Raw genomic sequence first — 24,929 nt, forward strand, 5'->3', positions numbered from 1 at the left:
GACCGCTGTGACCACCGTTTCCGCCGAGCGGCTCGCGACGCTGTTCGTCGATGTCGCCGACACGCTCGTCGACGAGTTCGACGTCGTGGAGTTTCTGCAGATGCTCACTCGACGGGTGGCCGGCCTGTTCGACACCGGTGAGGCCGGGTTGATGCTCGCGGACCATCGCAATCGGTTGACCTTCATGGCCGCCTCCGACGAGAGCGCCCGGCTCATGGAGTTGTTCCAGCTGCAGTACGGCGACGGTCCGTGCCTCGACGCCTTCCGCACAGCCCGGCCGGTGACCAATGTGAACCTGGCCGAGGCGACGCAGATGTGGCCCGAGTTCGCACCACGTGCCACCCAGGCCGGCTTCGAGTCGGTGCATGCCTTCCCGCTGCGCCTGCGCAAGGAGGTGATCGGTGCGATGGGCGTGTTCGGCCGCTCCACGGAACTGGACGAGGCGGACGCCCACATCGTGCAGTCCCTGGCCGACGTCGCCGTCATCGGCCTCCTGCAGGAACGCGCTATTCACCGCGGCGAGGTGCTCACCGGCCAGTTGCAAGGCGCTCTCAACAGCCGCATCGTCATCGAGCAGGCGAAAGGCATCGTCGCCCAGGCGCGCGGCGTGAGCCCGGACGACGGGTTCACCCTGATCCGTGACTTCGCACGCCGGAACAACCGCCGCCTCAGCGAGGTCGCCGAGACCATCGTGACCGACCTGCCGGGCCTCCCGGACCTGAGCGGTCGCTGACCGTTCAGGCGGGCGGCTTCGGCGCCGACGTCGCGCCGCCGCCATGGGATTCGACGAAACCGCGGACCGCGGCGGCCGTCTCGGCGCCGGCCGTCGTGACGACGTTGTGGGCGGCGCCGTCGATGGTCACCACCGACACCCGGGCCAGGCGTTCGGCCATGCGTTCGAGCCATGACTGCGGTGCGATCGGATCCCGGCTGCCGCGCAGGAGCAGGGCCGGCGCCTGGATCGCCGGCAGCTTGCCGTAGATGTCGTCGGCGACCGCGTAGCCGAGCGTGGTGAGGATGCGCCGAGCCCCCGCCTCTCGGATGTCCCGGGCGAGAATGGGCGCCTGCCGCACGTCCTCGTGGATCAGATCGCGTAACAGCCGCCTGGTCTGCCCCCAGACGGTGGCTGCCGCCGGGTCGGTGGTGGGTCCGACCAGGATGAGCGCGCCGACGAGGTCCGGGCGGCGCACGGCCAGCTCGGCGGCGACCTGGCAGCCGAAGGAATTGCCGAGAACCGCGGCCCGGTCGATGCCGAGCGTGTCCATCAGTCCGGCAACCGCCTCGGCGTGCTCACCGACGTTCAGCACGGTCGCCGGCTTGCCGGAAAGCCCGAAGCCGGCCAGGTCCGGCACGGACACCGAGCCCGGTCCCAGACGGCGTGCGGTGGGCATCAGGTAGCGGTGCGACACCGCGAGGCCATGCAGCATCACCCAGGGCGTCGCGGCCGGGTCGCCGAGCCGACGGCGTAGGTGCAACTGCCGGCCGCCGGCATGTTCCAGCCGGCTGACGAAGCCGTCCGCTTCGCCGGGTGCGGCCAGGGCCGCGCGACGGTCCGGAACGCCGAGGCGCCCCGGCCGCCTAGCGCGCATGTCCCTGAGTCGGATATCAGTGATAGCAGCCTCTTTCCCACGTTGCGGTGCCGGCTCACGCCTGCGACAGGTTGCCGATGGTCCGCCGGAGCAGGGACGCGATCTCCAATTCGCTGAAACTGGGTCCGGGGCCCGCCAGGGCCGCGTCCACGCGTTCGGCGAAACCACCCGAATCCCCCGTCCGGGGACGGATGCATCAAGCCGCACAGCGCTGGCGGTGGTCCTGCGGGCCGACCGGTCCCCCTCGGACGGTGGCCCGCAGGACCGACCAGCTACCGAGCAAAGTTCACGAGCCGACGTCAGCGGGACGCCGGCGTGTAACTGTCGACGTCAACTCGCCGTTCACGGCGCGTCGCTCGCAGCGGGGCTCCAACGGCGTGCAGATGACGCAGGGCCTGCCGATACGACATGATCAGGCTGGTCTCCTCGTACGAGACCCCGGCCCGTTCGCAGTACGCCCGGACGATCGGCTGCGCCTTGGGCAGATTCGGGGTGGGCATCGCCGGGAACAGGTGATGCTCGATCTGATAGTTCAACCCGCCGAGGGCCACGTCGGTCAGCCGGCCACCTTTGACGTTGCGCGAGGTCAGCACCTGCTTGCGCAGGTAGTCCTCGTTGCCGTCCGGGTGGGGCATGCCTTTGTGATTCGGTGCGAAGGTCATCCCCAGGTACACCCCGAACACCGCGTGGTGCACCAGGAAGAACACCAGCGCCTGCAGCGGGGACAGCACCAGCAGCAGCGCGGCCACGTAGGCGACCAGGTGCAGCGCCATCAAACTTGCTTCCAGCCCGCGGCGCTTCATGCCCGGCCGTCGCAGCGCCTTGATGCTGGAGATGCGCAGGTCGATGCTGAGCAGCGTCAGCAGGGGGAAAAACAGCCCGGCCTGGTGCCGGGTGACGAAGCCCTTCACCCCGCGCCGGCCCCACGCCGACTCGGTGGCCCAGATGAGCACCTCGGGTTGTACGTCCGGGTCCAGCTCGTCGTGGTTCGGGTTGTTGTGATGGCGGGTGTGCTTGTCCATCCACCAGCCGTAACTCATCCCGACCGCGACGTTGGCCACGATTCTGCCCGCGATCTCACTGGGCCGTTTCGTGCGGAACACCTGCCTGTGGGCCACGTCGTGGGCCAGCAGGGCCGCCTGCGAGAAGACCAGTCCCAGCAGCCCGGCCACCGCGATGTTCCACCACGACGAGCCGAGCAGGAAGAACAACACCCAGGCGCCCGCGAACAGCGCGGACACGACACACGCTCGTACGGCGTAGTAGGCAGGGCGCCGTTCGAGCAACCCGGCCTCGACGATCTGCCGGTTCAGAACGGAAAAATCACTACCGGCCGTCTTCGGCCGCTGAATCACTGATGCGCTCATCGCGCGACTCCTAAGAACCTGCTCACCGGCACGACGACGTCGAGAAGCCGGCAAGCATGAAACTGACGATGAGGCCGCGGAGTCTGGACGGCCGGATACATCTCCGCCGAAGGCGGTAGGTGCAATACGAAGAAACTACCCGCCCAGCGGGGCGATAAACCGGGTTACCGGGCCGGACGGCGCGACCCGCATGGTGAAGGTGCCGCCGTCGAGGCAGCGAACGGTGATCATCGACGACGGCTGATCAGCAAGATAGCCGAGGCTGACCGTGCGATCGGCCAGCACCACCTGATGCGGACGGGCCGTCCAGCCCGCGGCGCCGAGCAGCAGACGCCCCACCGGGCCGCGGATCTGGTCGAGAGCGGGCAGCAGAACCCGCAACTGCGCGCCGAGGTCGCCCGGACCGGGCCACGAGCTGCGGTCGAGCAGCAGGTCGTGGTCGCCGACCGGCTCGAGCCCCGTTCGAGGACCGGGCGCCGAATCGGGCCGATGTTCCAGAGGTGTCACTGTCTATCCCGTCGTCCGGGACCACCGCAGGCGCGGGTCCGACCCGCGGAACAGGCGAGGACGAGGCTCACTGAGGCCGTGAGGCACACGGCCTTCGGCCGCGCGCGCCGGCCGGAGCCGGCACCGATGATTGCGCACCGGTCAACTTCCACGGTACGCGTTGCCGGGAACCGGGCGCGTACTGTGGAGACACACCGGCTTCTCGACGTCTCCTCCGACGAGCGCAACGCGCCCGCCCTTTGATGGCGCGGATGTCGCCAACAGGAGGGCACCCCGATGACCAGAGCCACCATGACCCGCACCCCACGAGCACCGGACGACGCAGTACGCCTGCGCATGGACCCCGAACCCTCCCGGACCACCGTCCTCGACGGCGCCTGGTGGCCCCGGTCGACCGACGCGGTCGCGGAGCTTCCCGCTCTGGTCAAGGCCCTGGCCGGCCTGCGCGGTGAGGTCACGCACGTGCTGCTGAACACCGCCGAGTGGGACGAGCCGCATCCGCGCCGGGTCCCGGTGGATGGCCGGGCGGTGCGGCTCGGCTGGTTCACCTCTCAGCCGTCCGGCCTGATCACCGTCATGAGTGACTTCGGGAACGACCGTTTCGATCTGCTGGTCGTTCCGCCGGATGCGAGCCAGGTGTCGGCCGACACCGCGCTGAGCGCCGCGGCCGACCCGGCCGACAACCGGCACACGCCCGAACTGCTGGCCGGGGTCGAGCACACAGGCTGACCGCCCCGAGGGATCGTCCGCGTCTCCCCCGGACCGTGGGAGCCCGGACACCGGCATCCTGCTCCGGGGGCTGAAGCGCGCAAACGGGTCTACACTGAGGCACGCGAGCCTCCGTAAGGGGGCGGCTGCCCCAGACTTCGGCATCGACGACTCTCCTCAACGAGGGAACCTCATGCCTGGTGCTTACGGCGGCTACGCCTCGGGCGTCACCCGCCCGCCTGACTGTTCGCCGTCCGATCTACTGACGGCGCTATCCCTTCTTCCGCTCGAGCATCCCTCGCGGCCGGCGTTGCGTGGCCAGGCCATCGAGGCCTGGCTGCCCATGGCCGTACGGCTCGCCTCCCGTTACCGCCACTACGGGCAGCCCATCGACGACCTGGTCCAGACCGCCACCGTGGGTCTGATCAAAGCGGTGGACAGGTTCGATCCGAACCGCGGGGTCGTCTTCGCCGGCTTCGCGATCCCGACCATCCTCGGCGAAATCAGACGCTACTTCCGCGACCGGGCCTGGGCCGTGCGGGTGCCACGCCGCCTCCAAGAGATGCGACTCCGGATCAGCGCGACTCAGAACGAGCTGACGCAGAAATTGGGCCGGTCCCCGACCGTGGCCGATATCGCCACGCACCTGGGCACCACCGAGGAGCAGGTGCTGGAAGGTCTCGAAGGCGGCCTCGCCTACAACGCGGTGTCGTTGTCCGAACCGGTCGGCCGAGACGACCGCCTCGAACTCGGCGACACCCTGGGTGGCGACGACCACGAGTACGAGCTGGTCGAGGCCCGGGCCGCGCTCGAGCTCGCGATGTCCCTCCTCGACCGGCGGGATCGGACGATTCTGATCCTGCACTTCTACGGCAATCAGACCCAGGCCGAGATCGCCGGCCAGGTCGGGATCTCCCAGATGCACGTCTCACGGCTGATCGCTCGCTCGCTGCGACAGCTACGGCACGCGATCGACCCGGGCAACGGCTGTGCCGGCCGCAGGAATCGATCAATTCTCACCGAGGTGTGATCGTGGCGCCACAGAACAGCGCGTGCGTCGTCACCGTCGTTGCGCGCGGCAACCGTGCCGTCTGGGTGCGTCTCATCGGCGCGCTCGACATCGACGCCAGACCGGCCCTGGCCGCTACCACCACTCAGCTGAGCAGGCTGGCTCCGGGCGCCGTGATCCTGGACTTCGCCGGGGTCACGTTCGCGGGCGCCGCGCTCTGCCATTTTCTGGAGCAGATACACCGCAACCTTCCCGGCGCGCCGATCCTCATGCAGCACGCCTCGCCGCAGACCCGGCTCGTCATGATCGCTACCGGCACCGACAGCCTCGTCGTCCACGACGAGGAGCAACTCCCCTGGAGCGCGACCTGACCGTCAGCGTCGAATCACCCCGATCGGCCGCCTCGGTTGCCCTGAACCGACCGTGGCGCCGGCGCGCAGCTGGATGACCGTTTGAACCCGGCCCGCCCGGGTATCCCCTCATCGACAGCGACGAATTACCGTCGTTGACCGGCCGGTCCAACCGGCCCACTACTTCCGCCAGCCGCATCCCGTCGCTCAACGACGTTCTGGTCCGCGGTCCTGGCCTTTGGAGATTCTCTTGACCAGTCCCAATCTGGAAACTTCCCGGAACGACGTCACCTCGGTCAACGGGGAGAAGCGTCGCCGGCCGGCCGAGACCAAGGCCGCTTTCAAGACCACCGAGTTCATCGCGTACGCGGTCATCACGGTGGCGATTCTGATCGCCTCGCTGGTGGCCGACGGCAACGGCAACGGCGACAACGGCAGCAGCGGCGACTACTTCCGCGCCGACCGGGCCTGGCTCTACATCACCATGCTGACCATCGGCTACATGGTGAGCCGCGGTCTGGCCAAGGCCGGAACCCGCGCCGCCGACAACTCCTGATCGCACCGGCCGGCGCCGCTGCCCCGATTTCCGGGGCGGCGGCGCTCGCTGTTTCCCGCCAGTTCCACCGACCGCGAGGACACACCGCCATGCGTGCACCGACCTCGTCCCGGCCGCTGCAATCCGGCGTTCTGCGGACAGCCGTCGTCGTCAACCCGACCAAAGTGCCCGACCTCGACGAACTGCGCGACACCATCACCGGCGCCCTGGGCGCCGCCGGATGGCCCGAGCCGATCTGGCTGGAGACCACGGCCGAGGACCCCGGCGCCGGGCAATCCGTTCAGGCCGCCCGGGACGGCGCCCAGCTCGTCTTCGCCTGCGGCGGCGACGGCACGGTGATGGCCTGCGTGACCGCCCTCGCCGGGACCGACGTCGCCCTGGCCGTCCTGCCCGCCGGCACCGGCAACCTGCTGGCCACCAACCTGGGCCTCACCGGCGACGTCGCGACCGCCGTCGAGGTCGTCCTGCAGGGCGGACGGCGCCGCATCGACGTCGGCGTCGTCGGCGAGCAGAGCTTCGCCGTGATGGCCGGCATGGGCTTCGACGCCCACATGCTCGACGGGACCAACAGCACGGCGAAGAAACACGTCGGCTGGCTCGCCTACGCGGCGGGAGCGGCCAAGCACCTGCGCGACCGTCCCATGCGGACCCGCATCACCCTCGACGACCAGCCTTCGTTCACCCGCCGCCCCCGCACCGTGATCGTCGGCAATGTCGGTCGTCTGCAGGGTGGCATGCGACTGCTCAACGATGCCCGCCCCGACGACGGGCTGCTCGACGTCGCCGTCCTGAGCCCCCGGACACTGCGGCACTGGGTGTCGCTCGGCTGGGGTCTCCTGCGCCGCCGGAAAACCGTCGCCCGGATGGAGACCTTCACCGCCACCCGCGTGCAGATCCGCAGCAACCGGATCCAGCCCCGCCAGCTCGACGGCGACCTCATCGACCCCGGCCGGGAACTGCTGGTCACCGTACGGCCGAAAGCGCTCCTGCTCTGCGTGCCGCAACCGGATACCGACCCCGACCTGGCCCACGACGCCGGTGCGGCCCGCCGCGAAGCGGACGAGATCCGCGAAGCCGTCGCCGCGCGGAAGTCGCCGCGATAGCACCGGCGCCACCGACGTTTGCACCGGTCCGGCGAGGGCACCCAGGGTGGTGCGGGCAGCTCGAGGCGGCCCCCAGACTTCAGGTCCGGAACGCCTGGCTCCGCACCGCTGCGAAAGTACGCGGTCATCGAGCGGCAGCCGGCAACGACTCAGCGCGGGTGCTGATCCTCTTCCGCCTCGCGTCCTCACCGCATACGCACACGTGGCCGATGCCACTCGCAACCATGCCCGGTCGGCTGCCGCCGATGACACACCAATCAAGGAGTACCGGATGAACAACCGTCACACCACGATCCGAACCCTGCACGACGTCGGCGCCGCAGTCTGGATGGGCGGTTCGCTGATGGGCGCGGTCGGCCTCAACGGCGCCTCGCAGGACGTCGCCGACGCGGGCGACCGTACGCGGATCGCGTCCAGCGGCTGGGCCCGGTGGGCCCCCGTGTCGGCCGCCGCGATCGCCGCCCATCTGGCCGGCGGGCTGGGCCTGCTCATCGCCAACCGGGGCCGGGCGGCCGGCCAGTCCGGGGTCACCGCGAACACGGTCATCAAGACCGCGGTGACCGTCGCGGCCGTGGGCACCACCGCGTACAGCGGGCTGCTCGGCGCGCGGATCGCCCGGGCCGGCCGGGTGCCGGCCGAGGGAGGCTCCGAGCCGGCTCAGAACACGCCGGACGACGTCGCGGCGACGCTGAAGCAGCAACGCCTTCTGCAGTGGGCCATCCCGGCGTTGACCGGCACGATGATCGCGATGGGGGCACAGCAGGGCGAACAACAGCGTCCAGGCCAGATGTGGGGTGGCGTGGCCCGCAAGTTCTCCGGCGTGCTGGGCCGCTGACGGCCGAACAGTTGAACCGGCGGCCGCCTCCGCCCCTGCGGGCGAGGCGGCCGGTCTGCGTTACGGCCGTTGGGCACCTGGGCCGGATTCGACCGGACGCCCCTGCACGGAGGCACGACAATCGTCCGCGGTCCCGCTGTTGCCCTCGTCCTCGACTGCGAGGTCGAACGGGTGGCCGGCGGTGCTGGTCGCTGTCAGCGCGGCGGCGAACAGGAACAGCTGGTTGATCGCATTCAGGAAGACCAGCAGCCCCACCGAACCCGCGACGAGCAGATAGGCCGGGTTGGCCTCGGTGAGCCCCGCACGTAGAGACCACCGAGCGTCTTGAGCAGTTCCAGCCCCGAGGGCCACCAGCAGCCCCAGCCCGACCAGCACCAGAAGGTCCACGAGTACCCGGACGGCCAGCAGTCCCAAGACGAACGAGGCAAAGAACGAGTAGTACGTCACCGCGGCAGCCGGCCGGCCGCCGCCGGCCCGGTCGTACCGGATGCCTGCCCGGACAAGATGGTCCAGCCACCCGACGCGGTGACGCAGCGTCTACCAGAAGCCGCCGACCGTTGACACCCGACGTTGACCTGCCACTGGATTCCAGATACCCGCGCGGCCGTGGGCTACGCCGCTACCTTCCCGGTACGGGGCGTACTGTGGTGACTGTCGCTCCGGACCTCGGCGGCCCTATCCGTCAGGGGAACAGACAGATGACTATTTCGAAGGCAACCGTCCTCGCCGTCCTCCGCGAGCGTGGCCAGCACGCCAGGGCCGACTTCGTCGACCGCGAGCTACCCGACGACATCGACCCCACTGTGCACGGGGGTCTCCTGGCCACGCTCCACCTCGATCCGTCCGAGCTGGTCAAGCCCGAACCGGTCTGACAGCCACGCCCGAGCTGCGACGAGTACGCGCTCACGCCACGGCGGCCCAGACCACCTTGCCGTCCCGTGTCGGCACCGCTCCCCACACGGCGGCTGTCGCGTGTACGAGCCGCAGGCCCCGGCCTCGTTCACCGAGCTCGGCCGGCTGGTCGGCGAGCCTCAGTTCGCTCGCGGCCGGAAACCTGCTGACACAGTCGTGAATCGACAGGTGCAGTCGGGTATCGCTGCGCGCCACGGTGACGATGAAATCGGTGCGGGCGTGTTCGACCGCGTTGGTGGCCAGTTCGGAGGCGATCAGGCAGGCGTCCTGCAGCAGCTTCGGCCGGTCCCAGTCGTCGCAGGCCCGCGTGACGAGGGTGCGGGCGGCCTCGACCGACGCCGGTCGGGGCTCCAGCCAGGCCTGCAGACGATCGGTGCGGTACCTCCGCGCGGCGAATGCCGCGCGCGCCTCGGCCACGGTGGAGTAGACGCGTGGCTGCGGTCCTCGCAGATAGCGCAGGCGCCGGCTCAGCACGGTCGTGCTCGCGACACTGAACGCCACGTGCACCGGCACGGTGTCGAGCCGGGCCTGTCGCCACAACGCCAGCCAGAACGAAAGACTCGCCCCGGCGGGATCGTCCAAGTCGTGCAAAGCGACGACGATAGGGGTCGGCGGACCGGCCAGGCACATACGCAGCGCGGCGGAAACCTGTTGACCCAGGTGCGGCGACCACCGACCGTGCACCGCCATCTCGACCACCGCCATGCCGGCGTCACCCGTCACGGATACTCGCGGGCTGTGCCCCTCAGCGACGGCGGTGAGCAAATACGGGGAAGTGATCGGGTGCTTCTGCATTCCGCCACCCGCGGCGGTCACAGAGTGAGGGCGACTCGCGCGGCGCGGCCACCCGGCCGCATCATAGATGGTCGTTTCGAGGACAGTTGCCGACGCCCATAGCTGCTCCCAGGCCTTGTTGCCGTATTTGGCGCTACCGGGGACCGGGGCAGCTGGACCGGGAAGGAACTTCCCACCACGCCAACGCTATCTCAAGGGTTTGGCGACCGCCGCTCACCAAAGGATGAAAGCCGCGATGAACAGTTGCGCCAGGGTGGCCCACACCACCTTGCCGCTGCGCGTGGGCACAGCCCCCACGCGGCGGCGATTGTGTGTACCAGCTGCGGGCCACAACGGCGCCGTCCTCGGCGCTGTCGATGCTGACCTCGGTGGTGGCGCGTGCTCCGCGCCGGCAGGCCGGCGGCGCGAGACGAGTAGCGTCAGGACATGGCGACTACGGTGCTACGCGTACGGCTGGTCGGCGGCGACCGGATGGACATAACGTGCAACGAACCCGGCATCTCCGGCGAGGACGAGCTGGTGGAACACGTGATCTCGACCCTGGCCGAGGATTCCGGAGCATTGCGCGCGAAGCACGGCGAGCGGCTCGTCGTGCTCTACGGCCGGGGCGTCGCTGCGATCGAGGTCGCGCCCCGGGGTGCCGTGGTCTGACGGCTCGCGGACCTCGCGGCCGCGTTCTCTATACCCGGAACCGGGCCACGACGGACTCGAGCTCGCTCGACATCCGGGCCAGATCCTGAGCCGATCGCTGGGTTTCGGCGACCGCGGCGGTTGTCGTCCGGGCGGCAGCGGCGACACCGGCGATGTTGTCCGCGATGCTGCTCGACCCGGTCGAGGCCTCGCCGATGGACCGGCTCATCTCGTTGGTGGTGGCGGTCTGCTCCTCCACGGCGGAAGCGATGGTCGTCTGATAGTCGTTGATCTGCGCGATGATCGACGAGATCCGCCCGATCGCGGCGACCGCGCCGTCCGTGTCGGCCTGAATCGCCTCCACCCGTTGCGAGATGTCGCCGGTGGCCTTCGCCGTCTCCTGGGCCAGGTCCTTGACCTCGTTGGCCACCACGGCGAAGCCCTTGCCGGCCTCGCCCGCCCGGGCCGACTCGATGGTCGCGTTGAGCGCGAGCAGATTGGTCTGCTCGGCGATCGCGGTGATCACCCGGACCACGTTGCCGATCTCGGCCGAGGACTCGCCGAGTTTGGCGACGGTCGCGTTGGTGGCGGCAGCCTCGGTGACCGCCTGCGACGCGACACCGGCCGCGTCGTTGGCCGATTGAGAGATCTCCCGGATCGCCGAACCCATCTCCTCGGTGCCGGCCGCCACTGTCTGCACGCTGCGTGAGACGCCCTCGGAGGCGGTGGCGAGCAGGCCGGTCTGGGTAGAGGTCTCGTGAGCGTTGCCGGCGATCGCCTCCGCGGACGCCGACAACTGGTGCGACGACTCGGCCAGCAGGCGTGAGGAGTCCGCGAGCGCCGCGACGGTCTGCCGGATCGAGGTCGTGGCTCGGTTCACCGCCCCCGCCATCATCCCGACCTCGTCGCGCCCGGCGGTGGTCGCGTTCCTGGTCAGATCGCCGTCGGCGACGGCATCGAGCACGTCACGAACGCCGGCCAGGCGGCGGGAGATGTTCCGGCCGATCATCATCGCCATCGCGACGGAGAGCGCGACGCCGACGAGCACGAGGATCAGGATGGTGCGCCCGGCGCCGTCAGCCTCGTCATGGGCTGCGGTGCTGTTCTGCGCCGCCTGCGATCGCTCCAGGGTCATGAGTTGGTCGACGGCGGTGTTCATCGTCTTCTCAGCATCGCCCCACAGGGCATACTGCTCGGCCTGCGCGGTGGGAAGTTCGACCCCCGGCGGCGGGGCCTCCTTGAACAGCAGCAGGTTCACCAGCGCTTTGTACTTGGCCCAGGCGCCCCCGAACGCCTGCGTCTGCGTCTTCCACGTGGTCGACGGGTCGGGGGCGGAGACGTACTGGTCACCGGCGGCATCCACGGCCGCCTGCCCGGCCTTGACGGAGTCCTTGTGGGTGGTCCGCTCGGCGGCTGTCTGGGCGCCCTGGTAGAGGAAGAGCCCCCGGTACATGTCCGACATGCCGTCCTGCAACGTGACCAGCGCGTCCAGCCGCGCGATGTTGGTGGTCCGCAGGTTCTGGATCCGATCGTCGAGCGATCCGAGCCGGGCCCAGGCGACGCCGGCCGTCACCACAGCGACGAGGGCGACCACGGCCACCGCCAGGATGACCTTGGCACCCACGCCCAGGTCGTTGAGGCGGCTGCCTGCCCGCGGTGTCTTCGCTGATGCGCTCATACGGCTCTCCCGAGTCCTCGACAGCAGCCGTCAGACGGCGCCTCCCTGTGCACGTTCGGCGGAAACGGACAACTGCTGAGCCGGAGGAGCCCCTTCTCCTCGATCAGACGCCGGCTGATCGCCCGCGCCATCACCCGCCGCGGGCCCGTCGTCGACGGGCGTTTACGTGGTGATCGTCGTGGTATGCACGGCCGGCGACGGTGCACGAGGACGACGCGCCGGCTGCGCGGTCCAGCAGCGCGCTTCCTCCGCTCCGACAAGGAGAACTTTTGTGGCCTCGCCGCTTGGGCATGCGCAGCCGACCGGCCTGCTCCAGGACCGGTTGCTGGCGTTGGCCGGCACACCCGACCACAGCTTCCGCATCGGGACCGACCTCATCGTGGTCGCTCAACTGGCCGCGAAGCTGATCACCGCGGTCGACTGCTGCTCGGTGACCAGCCGCGACGCGGGCGCCTACGCCACCGTCGCCGCCAGCGACGACCTCGCGGTCGCCGTCGACCAGGCACAGTACGAGGACAAGGCCGGCCCCTGCCTCGAAGCCCTCGAGGCGCACTACCCGGCTGCCGTACCGGACATCGCCGCCACAGTGACCTGGCCGGGCTTCCGCGACACCGCCGCCCGGTTCGGCCTCACGACGTCCCTGTCGATCCCGCTGTTCGCCGGCTCCGGCACGACCATCGCGGCGCTCAACCTCTACAGCCGCCGGGCCGGCGCTCTGTCGACGCTGACCACCGCGGTGTGGGCGGCATACGACCCGGACACCACCGATCACTGGGACCACGACGCGCTTGACGCCGGCGCCCGGGAGCTGACCGCGGGTCTCATCAGCGCCGTCGCCGTACGGACCATGATCCAGCGGGCCATCGCCGTCCTGTCCGCCGACGGGGCGGGCCCCGGCCACGGCTACCCGGTTCTGTGCGACCGGGCCGCCAAGACCGGCACGTCCCTGACCGAAACCGCCGCCCAGGTCATCGAACAGCACCAGCCATGAGGTGGACACCCGGGCCTTCCGGGCGATGCGGGGCCGCCTCTTTCCGGTATGCCACTCCATCGCATCGCCCCCGCGAGCGTCGTAAGTCACCGAACACGGCCCGGTCTCGTCGGCAGGCGTACGCTGCACCTGTCGCTCCGGAACCCGGCGGCCTCATCGCGCGCCGCAGGCACCTTCAGGAAGCAGACAATGACCATCTCCAAGGCAGTTGTGCTCGCCGTTCTTCGTGAGCGTGGTCAGCACGCCCGGGCCGACTTCGTCGACCGGGAGCTACCCGACCGCATCGACCCGTCCCGGCACGGCGGCTTGCTGGCCACCCTCCACCTCGATCCGGCCGGGTTGGCCGAGTTGGCCGGTTCCGAGCCCGCGTGAATGCCGGCCCCCCTGGGGGCCGGCTCGACTCGACGAGCCGTTCGGTCTGTCGACGGTGGAATCCATGATCTGCGGCACGCAGGTCATCGCTCACCTTTCCCCGAGCAGTCGCTGACCCGGTCCGTTCTCTCGACCCGGTCCGGGACAAACCGCTGCGGGCCGATGACCGAAAGGTACGGCACATGACCATAAGGTATGGATTCCTCAGCACTCACCCGCCGACTCGCTGCGGCCTGGCGACCTTCAACTCCGCGCTGGCCGCCCACCTGGGCACGACCGGCATATCCGGCGGCGTCGTGCGCGTCACGGCCCGCGGCGACGACCTGACACCCACACCCGGTGTGGTGCACACCTGGGCGGCGACGACACCCGCCGGCTGGCGCGAGGCCGCCGAGGTGCTCAACACCTTCGACGTCGCCGTCATCCAGCACGAGTACGGCATCTACCCCGGCCGCGACGGTGGAGAGGTCCTCTCGGTGATGCGCCGGCTCACCGTGCCGAGCCTCGTTGTCCTGCACACCGTGCTGTCCCGCCCCACGCCGAGCCAGAAGTCATTGCTCGAGGAAATCGTGGCGGCAGCCGGCGCGGTCGTCGCCATCACCAAGTCCGCGTACGACCGGCTGCTCACCGGCTATACCGTCGACGCCACCAAGGTCTCTGTGATCCCGCACGGCGCCTCCGACTACGCGGGCGCCGCGGAACCCCGGCCCGCCCAGCCTCACCTGCTGACCTGGGGCCTGCTGGGCCCGGGCAAGGGCATCGAGTGGGCGCTACGCGGCCTCGCGCTGCTGAACGACCTCGAGCCGGCGCCCGTCTACACCGTGGCCGGCCGCACCCACCCCAAGGTGGTCGAGCTGCACGGCGAGGCCTACCGGGCGGGCCTGCACCAGCTCGGCGCGACCCTCGGCATCGCGCACCGGGTGCGCTACGAGCCGGCCTATCTCGACGACGCGGCGCTGGCAGCGCTCGTCCGCTCCGCCGATGTCGTGGTGCTGCCCTACGACTCCACCGAACAGGTCACCTCGGGTGTCCTCGTCGAGGCGGTCGCGGCCCGGATCCCGGTCGTCGCAACCGCTTTCCCGCACGCGGTGGAACTGCTCACCGACGGGCCCGGTCTGCTCGTACCGCACCGGAAACCGGTCGCCCTGGCGGCTGCCATCCGGCGGATAATCACCAAGCCCACGCTGGCCGCCACTCTGCTCGAGCGCAACGGTCACGGCGGACCGGCGTTACGATGGCCGGCCGTCGCAGAGCAGTATCACGACGTGGCCGCGAAGCTGGTCTCCGTCACCGCCGGCCCGGTCTCCGTGGCCGGCCCGTGACCGTCAGGACAGCCATCGTCGCGCCGAGAACCGGCCGGACCGCTCCGGCCCCCACCTTCGCGCATCTGGCCCGGCTCACCGACGACACCGGTCTCTTCGAGCACGCACGCAACGCCACAGCCCGACGCGAGCACGGCTACTGCACCGACGACGTCGCCCGCGGCCTCGTGGTCACGAGCCGCGAGCCCGCCCCCTCGGCCGAGGTTTTCCGCCTCGCGGAGTGTTATCTGACTTTCCTCACCCACGCCCAGGACGCCCAGGGGGCCTTCCACAACCGGCTCACGTTCCACCGGAACTGGACGGACCAGCCCGCCCTCGGGGACTGGTGGGGGCGCGCGCTGTGGGGTCTCGGCACCGCCGCCGCCCGCTGCCCGGCACCGTGGATCCGCCAGGAGGCCCTCCTCGCCTTCAACCAGAGTGCCTGGTGCCGGGCCACCGCCCCCCGTTCCATGGCCTTCGCCGCGCTCGGCGCCGCCGAAGTGGTCCGCGCCGACCCCGGCAACCAGCCGGCCATCGCTCTTCTCGCCGATGCCGCCGCCGTCATCGGCCGTCCCGGACCCGACCCGGGCTGGCCGTGGCCGGAGCAACGGCTCACCTACGCCAACGCCGCCCTCGCCGAAGCCCTCGTCGTCGCCGGCGACCTCCTCGACGACCCACCGATCCTGGCCGCCGGCCTGCGGATGCTGGCCTGGCTGCTGAACATCCAGACCCGCGACAACCACCTCTCGGTGCTCCCGTCGTCAGGCTGGCAGTCGGGCGGCCCCCGGCTGCGGCACGACCAGCAACCGATCGAAGTGGCCGCGCTGGCCGACGCCTGCGCCACCGCCGCGGCGATCACCGGCGAGGAGACCTGGCACACCGGAGTACGCCGCTCCGTCGACTGGTTCCTCGGCGCCAACGACATCGGCTACGCCATGTGGGACCCGGCAACCGGTGGCGGCTACGACGGACTGACCCTGCACGGGCCCAACCTGAACCAGGGCGCCGAATCCACCTTGGCCCTCATCTCCACCCTCCAGCACCGAAGCGATTCCGGCGCGGGCGACGCGATCCACCTGCGAACCGATTGACACGGTGCGGGAAGGCTCCACGGAGCACGTTCAACTCATCCGCTTGCCGGTGCGGCTCCCCTTCGGAGGATGATGTAGCTGGCCTCGTCCGAGGCGAGCAGGACGTACACCGGAGCCAACTCCTTCGGCTCACCCGGCCGGCCCAACGGGGTGTTCTTGCCGAACTCCTCGACCTGCTCCGGCGGCATGGTGGACGGGATCAGCGGCGTCCAGATCGGGCCCGGGGCGACGGCGTTCACCCAGATACCCCGATCGCCGAGCAACTGCGCCAGACCCGCCGTGAAGTTGGCGATCGCGCCCTTGGTGGTGGCGTACGGCAGCAGCGTCGGCTTGGGCTGGCGTAGTTCACCGAGCTGGTGTTGATGATCGAGGCGCCTCCTGCACGAGATTCCCGACGATCGTAGATTTGCGCGCCCGTCTAGCATTCGCGGTATGTCCCGACTCCGCCCGGTCCTCGCGCTGTCCGCCGTTCTGTTCGCGCTCGTCGCGTGCACCCCCGACAAGGCTGAGAGCAGCGAGAACCTGCCGCCCGGCGACACGTTGGTGAAAGACTCGGCCGCCGCCATGCGCGAGATCAAGACCACGCAGTTCCTGATCGAGGCCGACGGTGAGATCGCCGGGCTCAGCCTGCGCCGGGCCGAGGGCACGCTGACCAAGGAAGGCAGCGCGAAGGGCACCGCGCAGGTCGAGCAGTCCGGCACGCCGGTCGAGCTCGAGTTCGTGATCGTCGGCGACAAGATCCACCTGAAGGGACCGACCGGCGGCTACCAGACGCTGCCGCTCACGCTGGCCTCCTCGGTCTACGACCCGTCGGCCATCCTCGACCCCGACCGCGGCATCGCCAAGGTGCTCGGATCGGCGACCGGCGCCACCACCGAGGCGTCGGAGCCGGTCGACGGCAAGGACGCCTGGCGCATCGCGGCCACCACGACCGGCGCCGACCTGGCCGGGCTGATCCCCGGCATGACCAACAACATCCCGGCCGAGCTGTGGATCGCCGACGCCGACAGGCGGCTGCTCAAGGCGACGTTCACCCTGTCCGGGGGCACTGTCACGGTCACGTTCAAGGAGTTCGACGCCCCGGTAACGATCAGTGCGCCGTAACCTGGCGATCGGTGTCGGGGGCGCCACCGTCCTGCTCGCCGCCCTCGACGCGTACGTCGTGGTCACGGTCCTGACCGACATTCTCGGCGACCTGCACATACCGCTCAACCACCTCGAGCGCGCCACACCGATCGTGACCGGCTTCCTGCTCGGGTACGTGGCCGGAATGCCGCTGCTCGGTTCGCTCTCCGACCGGCTCGGCCGCCGTGCCGTCATCGTCGCCTGCCTGGCCGGCTTCGCCGCGGGCTCGGCGATCACCGCGGCCTCCGGCGAGTCGATCCAGTGGCTGGTGGCCGGCCGCGTGCTGCAGGGCCTGGCCGGCGGCGCGCTGCTGCCGGTGACCATGGCCCTGGCCGGCGACCTGTGGACGGAACAGCACCGCCGCGCGGTAGCCCTGGGCACGGTCGGCGCCGCCCAGGAACTCGGCAGTGTCCTGGGCCCGCTCTACGGTGGCGCGACCGCCGCCCTGATCGGCTGGCGCGGCATCTTCTGGATCAACATCCCGCTGGCCGCGCTGGCCGCCGTCGCCGTTCTGTTCGCGCTTCCCCGCGAGACCACCGCCCGGCCACACCGCCGCCCGGTCGACGTCCTCGGCGGCATCCTGCTCGCCGCAGGCCTGGCCCTGCTCGTCGTCGGCCTCTACAACCCGGAACCCGACCGCGCGGTGCTGCCGTCGTGGGGCCTGCCCACCCTGGGCGCGGCGGTGGCCGTACTCGTGCTTTTCGCCCTGTGGGAAAGGCGAGCCCGCACCAAGCTGTTCGACCCGACCGGCGTACACCTGACGCCTTTTCTCGCCGCGCTCGGCGCGAGTTTCTGCACCGGCGCCGCGCTGATGGTGACGCTGGTCGACGTCCAGCTGGTCGCCCAGACCCTGCTGGGCCGGGACGCGTTCGGCGGCACACTGCTGCTGACCCGCTTCCTGATCGCGCTGCCGATCGGCGCCGTTCTCGGCGGCCTGATACTCACCCGCCTGGGCGAGCGTCTGGTCACCCTGATCGGCCTTCTCACGGCCGCTTGCGGGTACGCGCTGATCGCCTACTGGCCGGCCGAGGTCCTCGCCGCCCGACACGCGGGAATCCTGCCCCGTCTGGACACCGACCTCGCCATTGCCGGCCTGGGCCTGGGCCTGGTCATCGCCCCGCTCACCGCCGCCGTGCTTCGCGTGACACCCCCCGACCGCCACGGCATCGCCTCCGCCGCAGCGGTCGTCGCCCGGATGGTCGGCATGCTGCTCGGCGTGGCCGCCCTCACCGCGTGGGGCCTGCACCGCTTCCAGGAACTGACCGCGAACCTCGACACCCCGTTGCCGTTCGGCGTCGAGCCGGCCGAGTACCAAGCCCGGCTCGCCGCCTACGAGGACGCGCTCAAGGCCGCCCTGCAGACCGAATACCGGGAGATCTTCCTGATCACGGCGGCCCTCTGCACGCTCGGCGCGCTGCTGGGCCTGCTCCTGGCCGGCAAACCGCGGTCCGTCGGCGCAGGCAAGCCCCAGCCAGCCGGCGCCGACCAGCCCAAGCCGGTCAGCGGGCAAGCGTAGCGGTAGTCGTTGGCGGGCCGGAGTCGGGCGAGATCGGCGTGTACCCAGCGCTACCGCCGCGCCGGGCGGCTCAGCCCCGGAACGAGTCGTGGTAGCCGGTGAACCCGGCGCGCTGCCGGTCCGTCTCGGGCGAGCCTTCCGGGTACACGTTGTCGAACATGGTGACCGGCTGCGGGTCGGGCAGGCTCATGACGCGTTCGCGCAGGTCGAGGGCGATCTTGCCGGCGTCGGCGTCGACCTGGCCGAAGAAGTCGTCGTCAGCCAGCTGCTGCTTGCCCAGGAACGCCTTCATCCGGCTGATCGGGTCCTTGGCTTTCCACGCTTCCACCTCGCCGGCCGTCCGGTAACGGCTCGGGTCGTCGGAGGTGCTGTGCCCGCCCATCCGGTACGTGTAGGCCTCGATCAGCGTCGGCCCCCGGCCCTGCCGCGCGTCGTCCAAGGCCGCGCGGGTCACCGCATAGCTGGCCAGGACGTCGTTGCCGTCGACCCGTACGCCGGGGAAGCCGAAACCGTCAGCCCGCCGGTGGATCGGGTTGCGGGTCTGGCGCTCGAGCGGAAGCGAGATCGCCCACTGGTTGTTCTGGCAGAAGAAGACGACGGGCGCGCCGAACACCGACGACCAGACGAACGCCTCGTTGACCTCGCCCTGGCTGGTCGCGCCGTCGCCGAAGTAGGCGATCACCGCCTCACCGTCCGGCCCGCCGGCCTTGCCGTCCAGCCGGACACCCATCGCATAGCCGGTGGCGTGCAGGGTCTGCGCCCCGATCACGAGCGTGTAGTTGTTGAACCGGTGCTCGCCGACCTCCCAGCCGCCCTGATCGATGCCCCGGAACAGGCTGAACGGCATGATCGGGTCGAGGCCGCGGGCATAGAGCACGCCGTGCTCGCGATAACTGGGGAACGCCATGTCGTGCGGCCGCAGCGCCCGGCCGGACCCGACCTGCGCGGCCTCCTGCCCCAGCAGGCTCACCCACAGGCCCAGCTCGCCCTGCCGCTGCAGAGCGACCCCCTCGGCGTCGAGCCGGCGCACCGTCACCAGGTCGCGGTAGAGATCGCGATACTCCTCGTCGGTGAACCCGACCGAGTACGTGACGCCCTGCTCGGTGGTAACGCTGCCGGCATGTTCGCCGTCAGGGGTGAGCAGCTGTACATAGCCACCAGCCGGGGCATCGCCCATGATTGCGAGCTCCTGTCATGCGTCGTCGCGGACCACAGTTCACCAGGGAGGATCTTCCGGGGAAGAGGCCAACACCGGTGATCATGCTCTCATCGCGAGGAACGCTGCCGGGTACGCGCGCCCGGCACTGTTGTGAAAGAGTTTCGTTCGAGCCGCCCGGCCAGGTCGATCATGGGATTGCCACTGTTGGATCGCGTTGAGTTCGTCGTCGATGCCGCGCTGCTCGATCGGCTGACCCATTGGGGTGGCAATGTGTCAGCCCTGCACCGGGAAATGGTGGCGAATGCCGGCGGCGCGCGCGTGCCCAGCCTGGCGACGTTGCACCGGGCCGTGACTCGCGCTCTGGCCGCGGACGCGCCGTCGCCGCGCGGCGACGGCCTGGAACCCCCCGACCCCGGTGTCGCGATGACGGTGGACGAACTGGCCGAACGGCTCTTCGCGCTCAAGATCTGGGCCGGCGATCCGTCGTACGCGCGGATCACCACCCTGGTCAACGCCGCCTGGCGCCGGACCGGCCGGCCGAGCAGCGAGCTGGTCGGCCGGACCACCGTGGGCGACTGCTTCCGGCCCGGGCGACGCCGGCTCAGCGCGGACCTGGTGACGTCGATCGTCCAGGTGCTGCACCCCGATCCCGGATACCTGGCGCGATGGCAGCAGGCGCTGCAGGCGGTCGCCGGTCAGCGGCGGGCGGCGGCCCAGGTACGCGCGTACGGCACCCTGCCGCCGGAGCTGCCGCTGTTCACCGGCCGTACGGCCGAGTTGCGCCACCTGCGGGACGCGCTCACCCCGGACGGCCCGGTCGTGATCGCCGCAATCCAGGGCATGGCCGGAGTCGGGAAGACCCAACTGGCCGTACGGGCTGCCCACCTGCTTCCGCACGACCGGACCCTCTTCGTCAGCCTGCGTGGTTTCGACCCCGACCCCGGCCACCCGCCCGCCGACCCGGTCGCGGTGCTGGACGGCTTTCTGCGGCTGCTCGGGGTGTCCGGCTCGAACATGCCCCACGACCTCGAGGCCTGCCGGCGGCTCTACAACGAGCGGCTCGCCGGCGCCCGTACGCTGATCGTGCTGGACAACGCAGTCGACGCCGACCAGGTCCGGCCACTGCTGCCGACCGCCCCAGGCTGTTCGGTCCTGGTCACGAGCCGCCGCAGTCTCGACGCGCTGAGCCCGGCCGTCGCGTTGACCCTCGACGTGTTCGGCCGGCCGGAGGCGCTGCGGTTCCTGACCGATAAGGCCGGCACGACGGCCGTACGCGAAGACCCGGACGCCGCGGCCCGCATCACGGAGCTCTGTGGACGGCTGCCGCTCGCGCTCGGCCTGGTCGCGGCGCAGGTACGGGCGAAACCGGGCTGGTCGCTGGCCGACCACGCGGAATGGCTCGACGAGCGTCGCCGAGCCGGGCGCCTGGACGACGGCGTGACCCTCGCCCTCGACCGGTCCTATCAGAACCTGGACGCCGACCGGCAGCGGCTGCTCCGGCTGGTGGCGCTGCACCCGGCGGAGGACTTCGACGCGTACGCGGCGGCCGCGCTGACCGGCGGCGACCTGGACACGGTCCGCACCGGGCTGCGGCAGCTGTACGACGACCACCTGATCACGCTCGCGGGCGACGACCGGTACACCCAGCACGACCTCATCCGCATCCACGCGGCCGAGCGTGCCCACGAACAGGAACGTCCGGCCGCGCGCCGGGCGGCCCTGACCCGTCTGCTCGACCACTACCTGGCCACCGCCGTGGCCGCGATGACGATCCTGTATCCCACGGGCGCCGACCGCCGGCCCCAGGCCCCGGGGACGACCACACCGGCGCCCGCCCTGTCCGGCCCGGATGCCGCCTCGGCGTGGCTGAGCGCCGAACATTCCACGCTGATGGCCGTGGCCGCGTACGCCGCCGACCACGGATGGCCGACCCACACCAGCCGCCTCGCGGAGGTGCTGTTCCGCCACCTCCTGAACACCAGCTACCGCGACCTGCTCACCATGAACGACCGTGCGGCCGCAGCCGCCCGGTCGGTCGGTGACTCCCGCGCCGAGGCCTACGCCCTGAACGCCATGGGCGTCGCCTACACCAACATCGGCCGGGCCGAACCGGCGGCGGATCGCCTGCAACGATCGGCCGAGCTGTTCCGGAGCGTCAACGACATCCGCGGTCAGGCCCACGCGGTCATCAACCGGGCGAACGTCGAGTTCTACCACCGCGGCCCGGCCGCGGCGAAGGTTCACTACGAGAAGTCGCTCGCCCTGTACCGGGAGGCCGACGACCGGATCGGCGAGGCCCGGGCCCTGGACAACCTCGGATACAGCGAGGGGACGCTCGGCAACTTCGACGAGGCGATCGACTTCCTGACCCGGGGACTCGCGGTCCACGTGGAGGTCGGCGACCTCCACGGCGCCGCCAAGGCGCTGAGCAACATGGCGACCATCGAGGCGCGGAGCGGCCGGCTCGACCAGGCCGAGGGACACTGCCGGGAAGCGCTGGCCCTGGGCCGCCGGCTCGGCAACCGCAGCATCGAAGCGGACGTGCTGGACGCCCTCGGCCTGGTGTACACCCGCCGCGGCGAGCCTGATCGCGCCATCGACCATCACGAGCAAGCCTTGACGATCAAACGCGAGGCCGGCGACCGCGTCTCCGAGGCCGACATCCTCAACGGGCTCGGCGAGGCGGCGCACGCGGCCGGCCGGCTCGACTCGTCGGTCGCCCACTTCGAGGCAGCACTGGCCATCGCCGGCGACAGCGGGATGGCCGAGCAGCGGGCCCGGGCGTACACCGGTCTCGGCCACACGCTCGAGCGCCAGGGCGACAAGGCCTCCGCCCTCGCGTTCTTCGAGCGTGCGCTGCACCTCTACATCGAGCACGACATGTACGAAGCCGATGGCATCCGCACCCTGCTGGCGGGCCGCCGGAGCGAAACGAGCAGCCGAACGACGACGCCATAACCACCCGGCGCAACGCCTGAAGCCACGTGTGCCATCGTTCCCCCGTTCAGCCGCCCGTTCCCGCTCATCCACGTCGATCATCGCGTCCCGGCGAACCCGCACGGCGGAACCCGACCGACTCCGACCGTTTCTCAGCGCTCCGGTCCCGCCGCAGGGACCGCTGGACACTGCGGCCCACAATGGACGAATGGCCCCTCGCACGGAGACCGGTCAGGTCTTCGTCAGCTACTCCCGGCGGCAGTTCCACGCTGCGCGGCAACTCACCGCCGCCCTGCACGGGCACGGCATCGACGCCTGGTTCGACGTACAGCGGCTGGTGCCCGGCACGGACTGGGCCGCCACCATCGACGAGGCCATCGACGAGGCCGCGGCCCTGGTGCTCGTCGCCTCCGCCGACTCGGTCGCCTCCCCCTACGTGACGCGGGAATGGCGCCGGGCCCGCGACCGGAACATCCCGGTGTACGTCGCGGAGGTCCGCGGCACCCGGCTGCCGGCCGAACTGATCGGAGCGTCCCGGTTCGACCTGCGCCGGCGCTTCGACCAGGGCGCCACCCTGCTGGCAGCGGCGCTGGCCGGCGGACCCGCCCTCCCGGCGCCCCGGCGGCGGGTCACGGCGTGGCCGGCAAGCGTCCTTGTGGTCGCCGCCGCCCTGTGCCTTACCGCGCTGGCCGTGGCCGGCCTGTTCGCGGCCGTCGCGGTCGACCTGGACTATCCGGTTCCCGACCGGCACCGCCCGGCCGCGGCGGTCATGGGGGCCGCCTGCCTGATCTATGCGGGCTGGCTGGTGCAGCCGTTGCGCGCCTTCTGCCGCGGCCGGGCCCGGATGATCTCACTGCTGCTGCCCCTGTACGGCACCCCGGTCCTTCTCCTCTACGCGTGGACTGTGCTGACATCGCTGGTCGCCGTGGTCAACAGCGGCGGAACCAGCATCGCCCGAGCGTCACCGAGCGGCGACTTCACCGAGCCGTACGTCCTCATGTGCCTGCCGTTGCTGGCGCTGAACGTGGCGGCCCTGCTGGTGCTGTACCGCTCGCCGGCGGTGCTGCGCTGGCTGCCACCCGGCGAGGGACCGCGGCGGCTGGCGACCCGCTTCGACACCGGGGTGGAGCCGCGCCGGCAAGCGACCGCCGCGCCGATCCGTACCGTAGCCATGGACTACGCCCCGGCGGACGCCAACGTCGCCGAGCCGATCTCGGCGATTTTCCGGTCGGCGGGCGCCCGGTCCGCGAACGGTGAAGGGAACGCGGACCTGCGCCTCGTGGTGATCAGCAACGCCACCACCTGGGAGCAGGCCGCCGAGGCCCTTCGCTCGGGCCGCTCGATCGCCGTGCTGGTCTGCGGCATACGGCTACCGGAGGGGGCCGACGAACTGCGCCGCATCCAGTGGGTCGACTACCGCGACGGGAACGACGACCGGCTTCGAGCACTGGCGAGATCGCTGGTCCATCCGGGCGAGCGAGCACCGGATGAAGCACTGCCGACCCCGGCGGTGCCGCGCGCGGCCGACGCCTTCGACGCACCACGCCCCGCCAAGATCTTCCTGGAGTGCCTGGTCGCGGCGGCTGCCGTGTTCGCCCTGTCGGCGGCTTTCACGGCGGGCGTCGCGCCGTCCAGCGAATACCGGGTGCACTCGCAGGAACCTCGAATGATCCCCAATCCGGGGCCGCTGATCACGTACACCCCGGCCCGCCCGCTGACGCGCTGCGGACCTGTGCTGACTCGACCGCTTCCATCGATGATGCCCGGTGTCCGCACCACACCTACCACCCCCGGGATCGCGACGCCGGCCCCGGCGACTTCGGTACCGGCGGATCTCGGACTCCTGCTCCGGTACAACTGCCGATTCGTCGTGCCGACCCTGCCGTCCCAGTCGCCGCAACCCCGGGTGATCAAGAATCCGGACTACCCGGAGCTGCCGGGCAGCGCCGATTTCCTGCTGCGTCTCCGCGCCGGAATTGCCGTCGCGCTGGCCGTCATCGCCCTCACCCTCGCGTACGGCCTCGGCCGGCGGGCCGTGCGGCGCGAAGTGCTGGAAACCGGCATGCTGGCCTTGTTCCTCATCACGGCGGTGTGGGCGCTGATCGGTTTCGTGGAGCTGACCCCGCTGCGACTGGTCTACTACACGGTCATCTGGGTCGCGGCTGCGATCGGGCTGATGCGCCACTCCGGCACCATCCTCGCCTGGCTGCCCGGCGACGAGCGACGTCCGCGGCGGCACCTGGCCGCGGCGCCGGCCGGGCTGCTGCGGCCGACACTGCCGCTCGCTCTCTTCCTACTGGGCATCTGGTACAGCGGCGGAATCATCCTGTGAGCCGCCCGGGCACTGTCCCGATCCTGCTTCGATCCTGCGGGCCGGGCCGCCGGTCCGGACCGGCGG

24 protein-coding genes and 1 pseudogene are annotated in these 24,929 nt (G+C 70.7%); 17 read left to right on the plus strand and 8 right to left on the minus strand.

The genetic code is table 11. The features are described 5' to 3' along the window. Positions 1-7 precede the first annotated feature (7 nt). Positions 8-733: a GAF and ANTAR domain-containing protein gene (locus LXN57_RS25865; protein ID WP_251800804.1), complete on the plus strand. Its 726-nt coding sequence runs from the start codon at positions 8-10 to the stop codon at positions 731-733. A 4-nt stretch (positions 734-737) separates the two neighbouring features. On the opposite strand, the gene LXN57_RS25870 is transcribed toward LXN57_RS25865, so the two are convergent. The 3 genes from LXN57_RS25870 to LXN57_RS25880 all read right to left on the minus strand — a co-directional run bounded on the left by LXN57_RS25870 (position 738) and on the right by LXN57_RS25880 (position 3,463). After that, positions 738-1,589 (minus strand): alpha/beta fold hydrolase, encoded by an 852-nt coding sequence (locus tag LXN57_RS25870; protein ID WP_251800805.1) that lies wholly within the window; start codon positions 1,587-1,589, stop codon positions 738-740. Positions 1,590-1,888: 299 nt separating this feature from the next. Beyond that, positions 1,889-2,956 carry a fatty acid desaturase family protein gene (locus LXN57_RS25875; RefSeq protein WP_251800806.1) on the minus strand — a complete coding sequence of 356 codons (1,068 nt, stop codon included), beginning with the start codon at positions 2,954-2,956 and terminating at the stop codon, positions 1,889-1,891. Between the two features lie 135 nt (positions 2,957-3,091). Beyond that, positions 3,092-3,463 (minus strand): DUF5994 family protein, encoded by a 372-nt coding sequence (locus LXN57_RS25880; protein ID WP_251800807.1) that lies wholly within the window; start codon positions 3,461-3,463, stop codon positions 3,092-3,094. 276 nt (positions 3,464-3,739) lie between these two features. Between LXN57_RS25880 and LXN57_RS25885 the strand changes: the two genes are divergently transcribed. The 6 genes from LXN57_RS25885 (at position 3,740) to LXN57_RS25910 (ending at position 8,024) form a co-directional block, all read left to right on the plus strand. After that, a complete protein-coding gene (locus tag LXN57_RS25885) occupies positions 3,740-4,192 on the plus strand; it encodes a DUF5994 family protein (RefSeq protein ID WP_251800808.1) in 453 nt (150 codons plus the stop codon). Positions 4,193-4,364: 172 nt separating this feature from the next. Further along, complete coding sequence (locus tag LXN57_RS25890; RefSeq protein ID WP_251800809.1) at positions 4,365-5,201, plus strand: SigB/SigF/SigG family RNA polymerase sigma factor; 837 nt, start codon at positions 4,365-4,367, stop codon at positions 5,199-5,201. A 2-nt stretch (positions 5,202-5,203) separates the two neighbouring features. Continuing rightward, on the plus strand, positions 5,204-5,551 hold the full coding sequence (locus LXN57_RS25895) for an STAS domain-containing protein (RefSeq protein WP_251800810.1): 348 nt from the start codon (positions 5,204-5,206) through the stop codon (positions 5,549-5,551). A gap of 229 nt (positions 5,552-5,780) precedes the next feature. Then, positions 5,781-6,086, plus strand: coding sequence for a hypothetical protein (locus LXN57_RS25900; RefSeq protein WP_251800811.1), 306 nt, complete (start codon positions 5,781-5,783; stop codon positions 6,084-6,086). 89 nt (positions 6,087-6,175) lie between these two features. Continuing rightward, positions 6,176-7,189 carry a diacylglycerol/lipid kinase family protein gene (locus tag LXN57_RS25905; protein WP_251800812.1) on the plus strand — a complete coding sequence of 338 codons (1,014 nt, stop codon included), beginning with the start codon at positions 6,176-6,178 and terminating at the stop codon, positions 7,187-7,189. Between the two features lie 271 nt (positions 7,190-7,460). Continuing rightward, positions 7,461-8,024, plus strand: a complete 564-nt coding sequence (locus LXN57_RS25910; RefSeq protein ID WP_251800813.1) for a hypothetical protein — start codon at positions 7,461-7,463, stop codon at positions 8,022-8,024. Positions 8,025-8,084: 60 nt separating this feature from the next. Here LXN57_RS25910 and LXN57_RS25915 read toward each other — a convergent pair whose 3' ends face one another. Beyond that, a complete protein-coding gene (locus LXN57_RS25915; RefSeq protein WP_251800814.1) occupies positions 8,085-8,471 on the minus strand; it encodes a hypothetical protein in 387 nt (128 codons plus the stop codon). Between the two features lie 251 nt (positions 8,472-8,722). On the opposite strand from LXN57_RS25915, the gene LXN57_RS25920 reads away from it, so the two are divergent. Further along, positions 8,723-8,896: a hypothetical protein gene (locus LXN57_RS25920; RefSeq protein WP_251800815.1), complete on the plus strand. Its 174-nt coding sequence runs from the start codon at positions 8,723-8,725 to the stop codon at positions 8,894-8,896. Positions 8,897-8,927: 31 nt separating this feature from the next. Here LXN57_RS25920 and LXN57_RS25925 read toward each other — a convergent pair whose 3' ends face one another. After that, positions 8,928-9,659 (minus strand): ATP-binding protein, encoded by a 732-nt coding sequence (locus LXN57_RS25925; RefSeq protein ID WP_251800816.1) that lies wholly within the window; start codon positions 9,657-9,659, stop codon positions 8,928-8,930. Positions 9,660-10,157: 498 nt separating this feature from the next. Between LXN57_RS25925 and LXN57_RS25930 the strand changes: the two genes are divergently transcribed. Further along, entirely contained in the window at positions 10,158-10,382 is a 225-nt protein-coding gene (locus tag LXN57_RS25930) for a hypothetical protein (RefSeq protein ID WP_221380318.1), read from the plus strand. Between the two features lie 28 nt (positions 10,383-10,410). Here the strand turns inward: LXN57_RS25930 and LXN57_RS25935 are convergent, their stop codons facing one another. Then, entirely contained in the window at positions 10,411-12,039 is a 1,629-nt protein-coding gene (locus LXN57_RS25935) for a methyl-accepting chemotaxis protein (protein ID WP_251800817.1), read from the minus strand. 271 nt (positions 12,040-12,310) lie between these two features. Here LXN57_RS25935 and LXN57_RS25940 point away from each other — a divergent pair, with 271 nt between their 5' ends. The 4 genes from LXN57_RS25940 (at position 12,311) to LXN57_RS25955 (ending at position 15,794) form a co-directional block, all read left to right on the plus strand. Then, positions 12,311-13,030 (plus strand): GAF domain-containing protein, encoded by a 720-nt coding sequence (locus LXN57_RS25940; RefSeq protein WP_251800818.1) that lies wholly within the window; start codon positions 12,311-12,313, stop codon positions 13,028-13,030. A gap of 189 nt (positions 13,031-13,219) precedes the next feature. Beyond that, entirely contained in the window at positions 13,220-13,402 is a 183-nt protein-coding gene (locus tag LXN57_RS25945; protein WP_251800819.1) for a hypothetical protein, read from the plus strand. A 182-nt stretch (positions 13,403-13,584) separates the two neighbouring features. Then, positions 13,585-14,724, plus strand: coding sequence for a glycosyltransferase (locus LXN57_RS25950; RefSeq protein WP_251800820.1), 1,140 nt, complete (start codon positions 13,585-13,587; stop codon positions 14,722-14,724). Continuing rightward, positions 14,721-15,794 carry a glycosyltransferase gene (locus tag LXN57_RS25955; RefSeq protein ID WP_251800821.1) on the plus strand — a complete coding sequence of 358 codons (1,074 nt, stop codon included), beginning with the start codon at positions 14,721-14,723 and terminating at the stop codon, positions 15,792-15,794. The genes LXN57_RS25950 and LXN57_RS25955 overlap by 4 nt, the downstream gene beginning before the upstream one ends. Before the next feature lie 35 nt (positions 15,795-15,829). Here the strand turns inward: LXN57_RS25955 and LXN57_RS25960 are convergent. Further along, a pseudogene (locus tag LXN57_RS25960) lies at positions 15,830-16,170 on the minus strand (SDR family oxidoreductase); the annotation flags it as partial. A gap of 56 nt (positions 16,171-16,226) precedes the next feature. On the opposite strand from LXN57_RS25960, the gene LXN57_RS25965 reads away from it, so the two are divergent. Next, a complete protein-coding gene (locus LXN57_RS25965; RefSeq protein WP_251800822.1) occupies positions 16,227-16,898 on the plus strand; it encodes an LppX_LprAFG lipoprotein in 672 nt (223 codons plus the stop codon). Beyond that, positions 16,888-18,435 carry an MFS transporter gene (locus LXN57_RS25970; protein WP_251800823.1) on the plus strand — a complete coding sequence of 516 codons (1,548 nt, stop codon included), beginning with the start codon at positions 16,888-16,890 and terminating at the stop codon, positions 18,433-18,435. Before LXN57_RS25965 ends, LXN57_RS25970 begins: the two co-directional genes overlap by 11 nt. Positions 18,436-18,505: 70 nt before the next feature. Here the strand turns inward: LXN57_RS25970 and LXN57_RS25975 are convergent, their stop codons facing one another. Then, complete coding sequence (locus LXN57_RS25975; protein WP_251800824.1) at positions 18,506-19,612, minus strand: thiamine pyrophosphate-dependent dehydrogenase E1 component subunit alpha; 1,107 nt, start codon at positions 19,610-19,612, stop codon at positions 18,506-18,508. 186 nt (positions 19,613-19,798) lie between these two features. On the opposite strand from LXN57_RS25975, the gene LXN57_RS25980 reads away from it, so the two are divergent. Both LXN57_RS25980 and LXN57_RS25985 read left to right on the plus strand, forming a co-directional pair. Next, positions 19,799-22,552, plus strand: coding sequence for an ATP-binding protein (locus tag LXN57_RS25980; protein ID WP_251800825.1), 2,754 nt, complete (start codon positions 19,799-19,801; stop codon positions 22,550-22,552). A gap of 187 nt (positions 22,553-22,739) precedes the next feature. Beyond that, complete coding sequence (locus tag LXN57_RS25985) at positions 22,740-24,863, plus strand: toll/interleukin-1 receptor domain-containing protein (RefSeq protein WP_251800826.1); 2,124 nt, start codon at positions 22,740-22,742, stop codon at positions 24,861-24,863. Positions 24,864-24,929: the final 66 nt, after the last annotated feature.

This window comes from Paractinoplanes hotanensis (assembly GCF_023717965.1).
In the GTDB taxonomy this organism is placed as follows: domain Bacteria; phylum Actinomycetota; class Actinomycetes; order Mycobacteriales; family Micromonosporaceae; genus Actinoplanes; species Actinoplanes polyasparticus.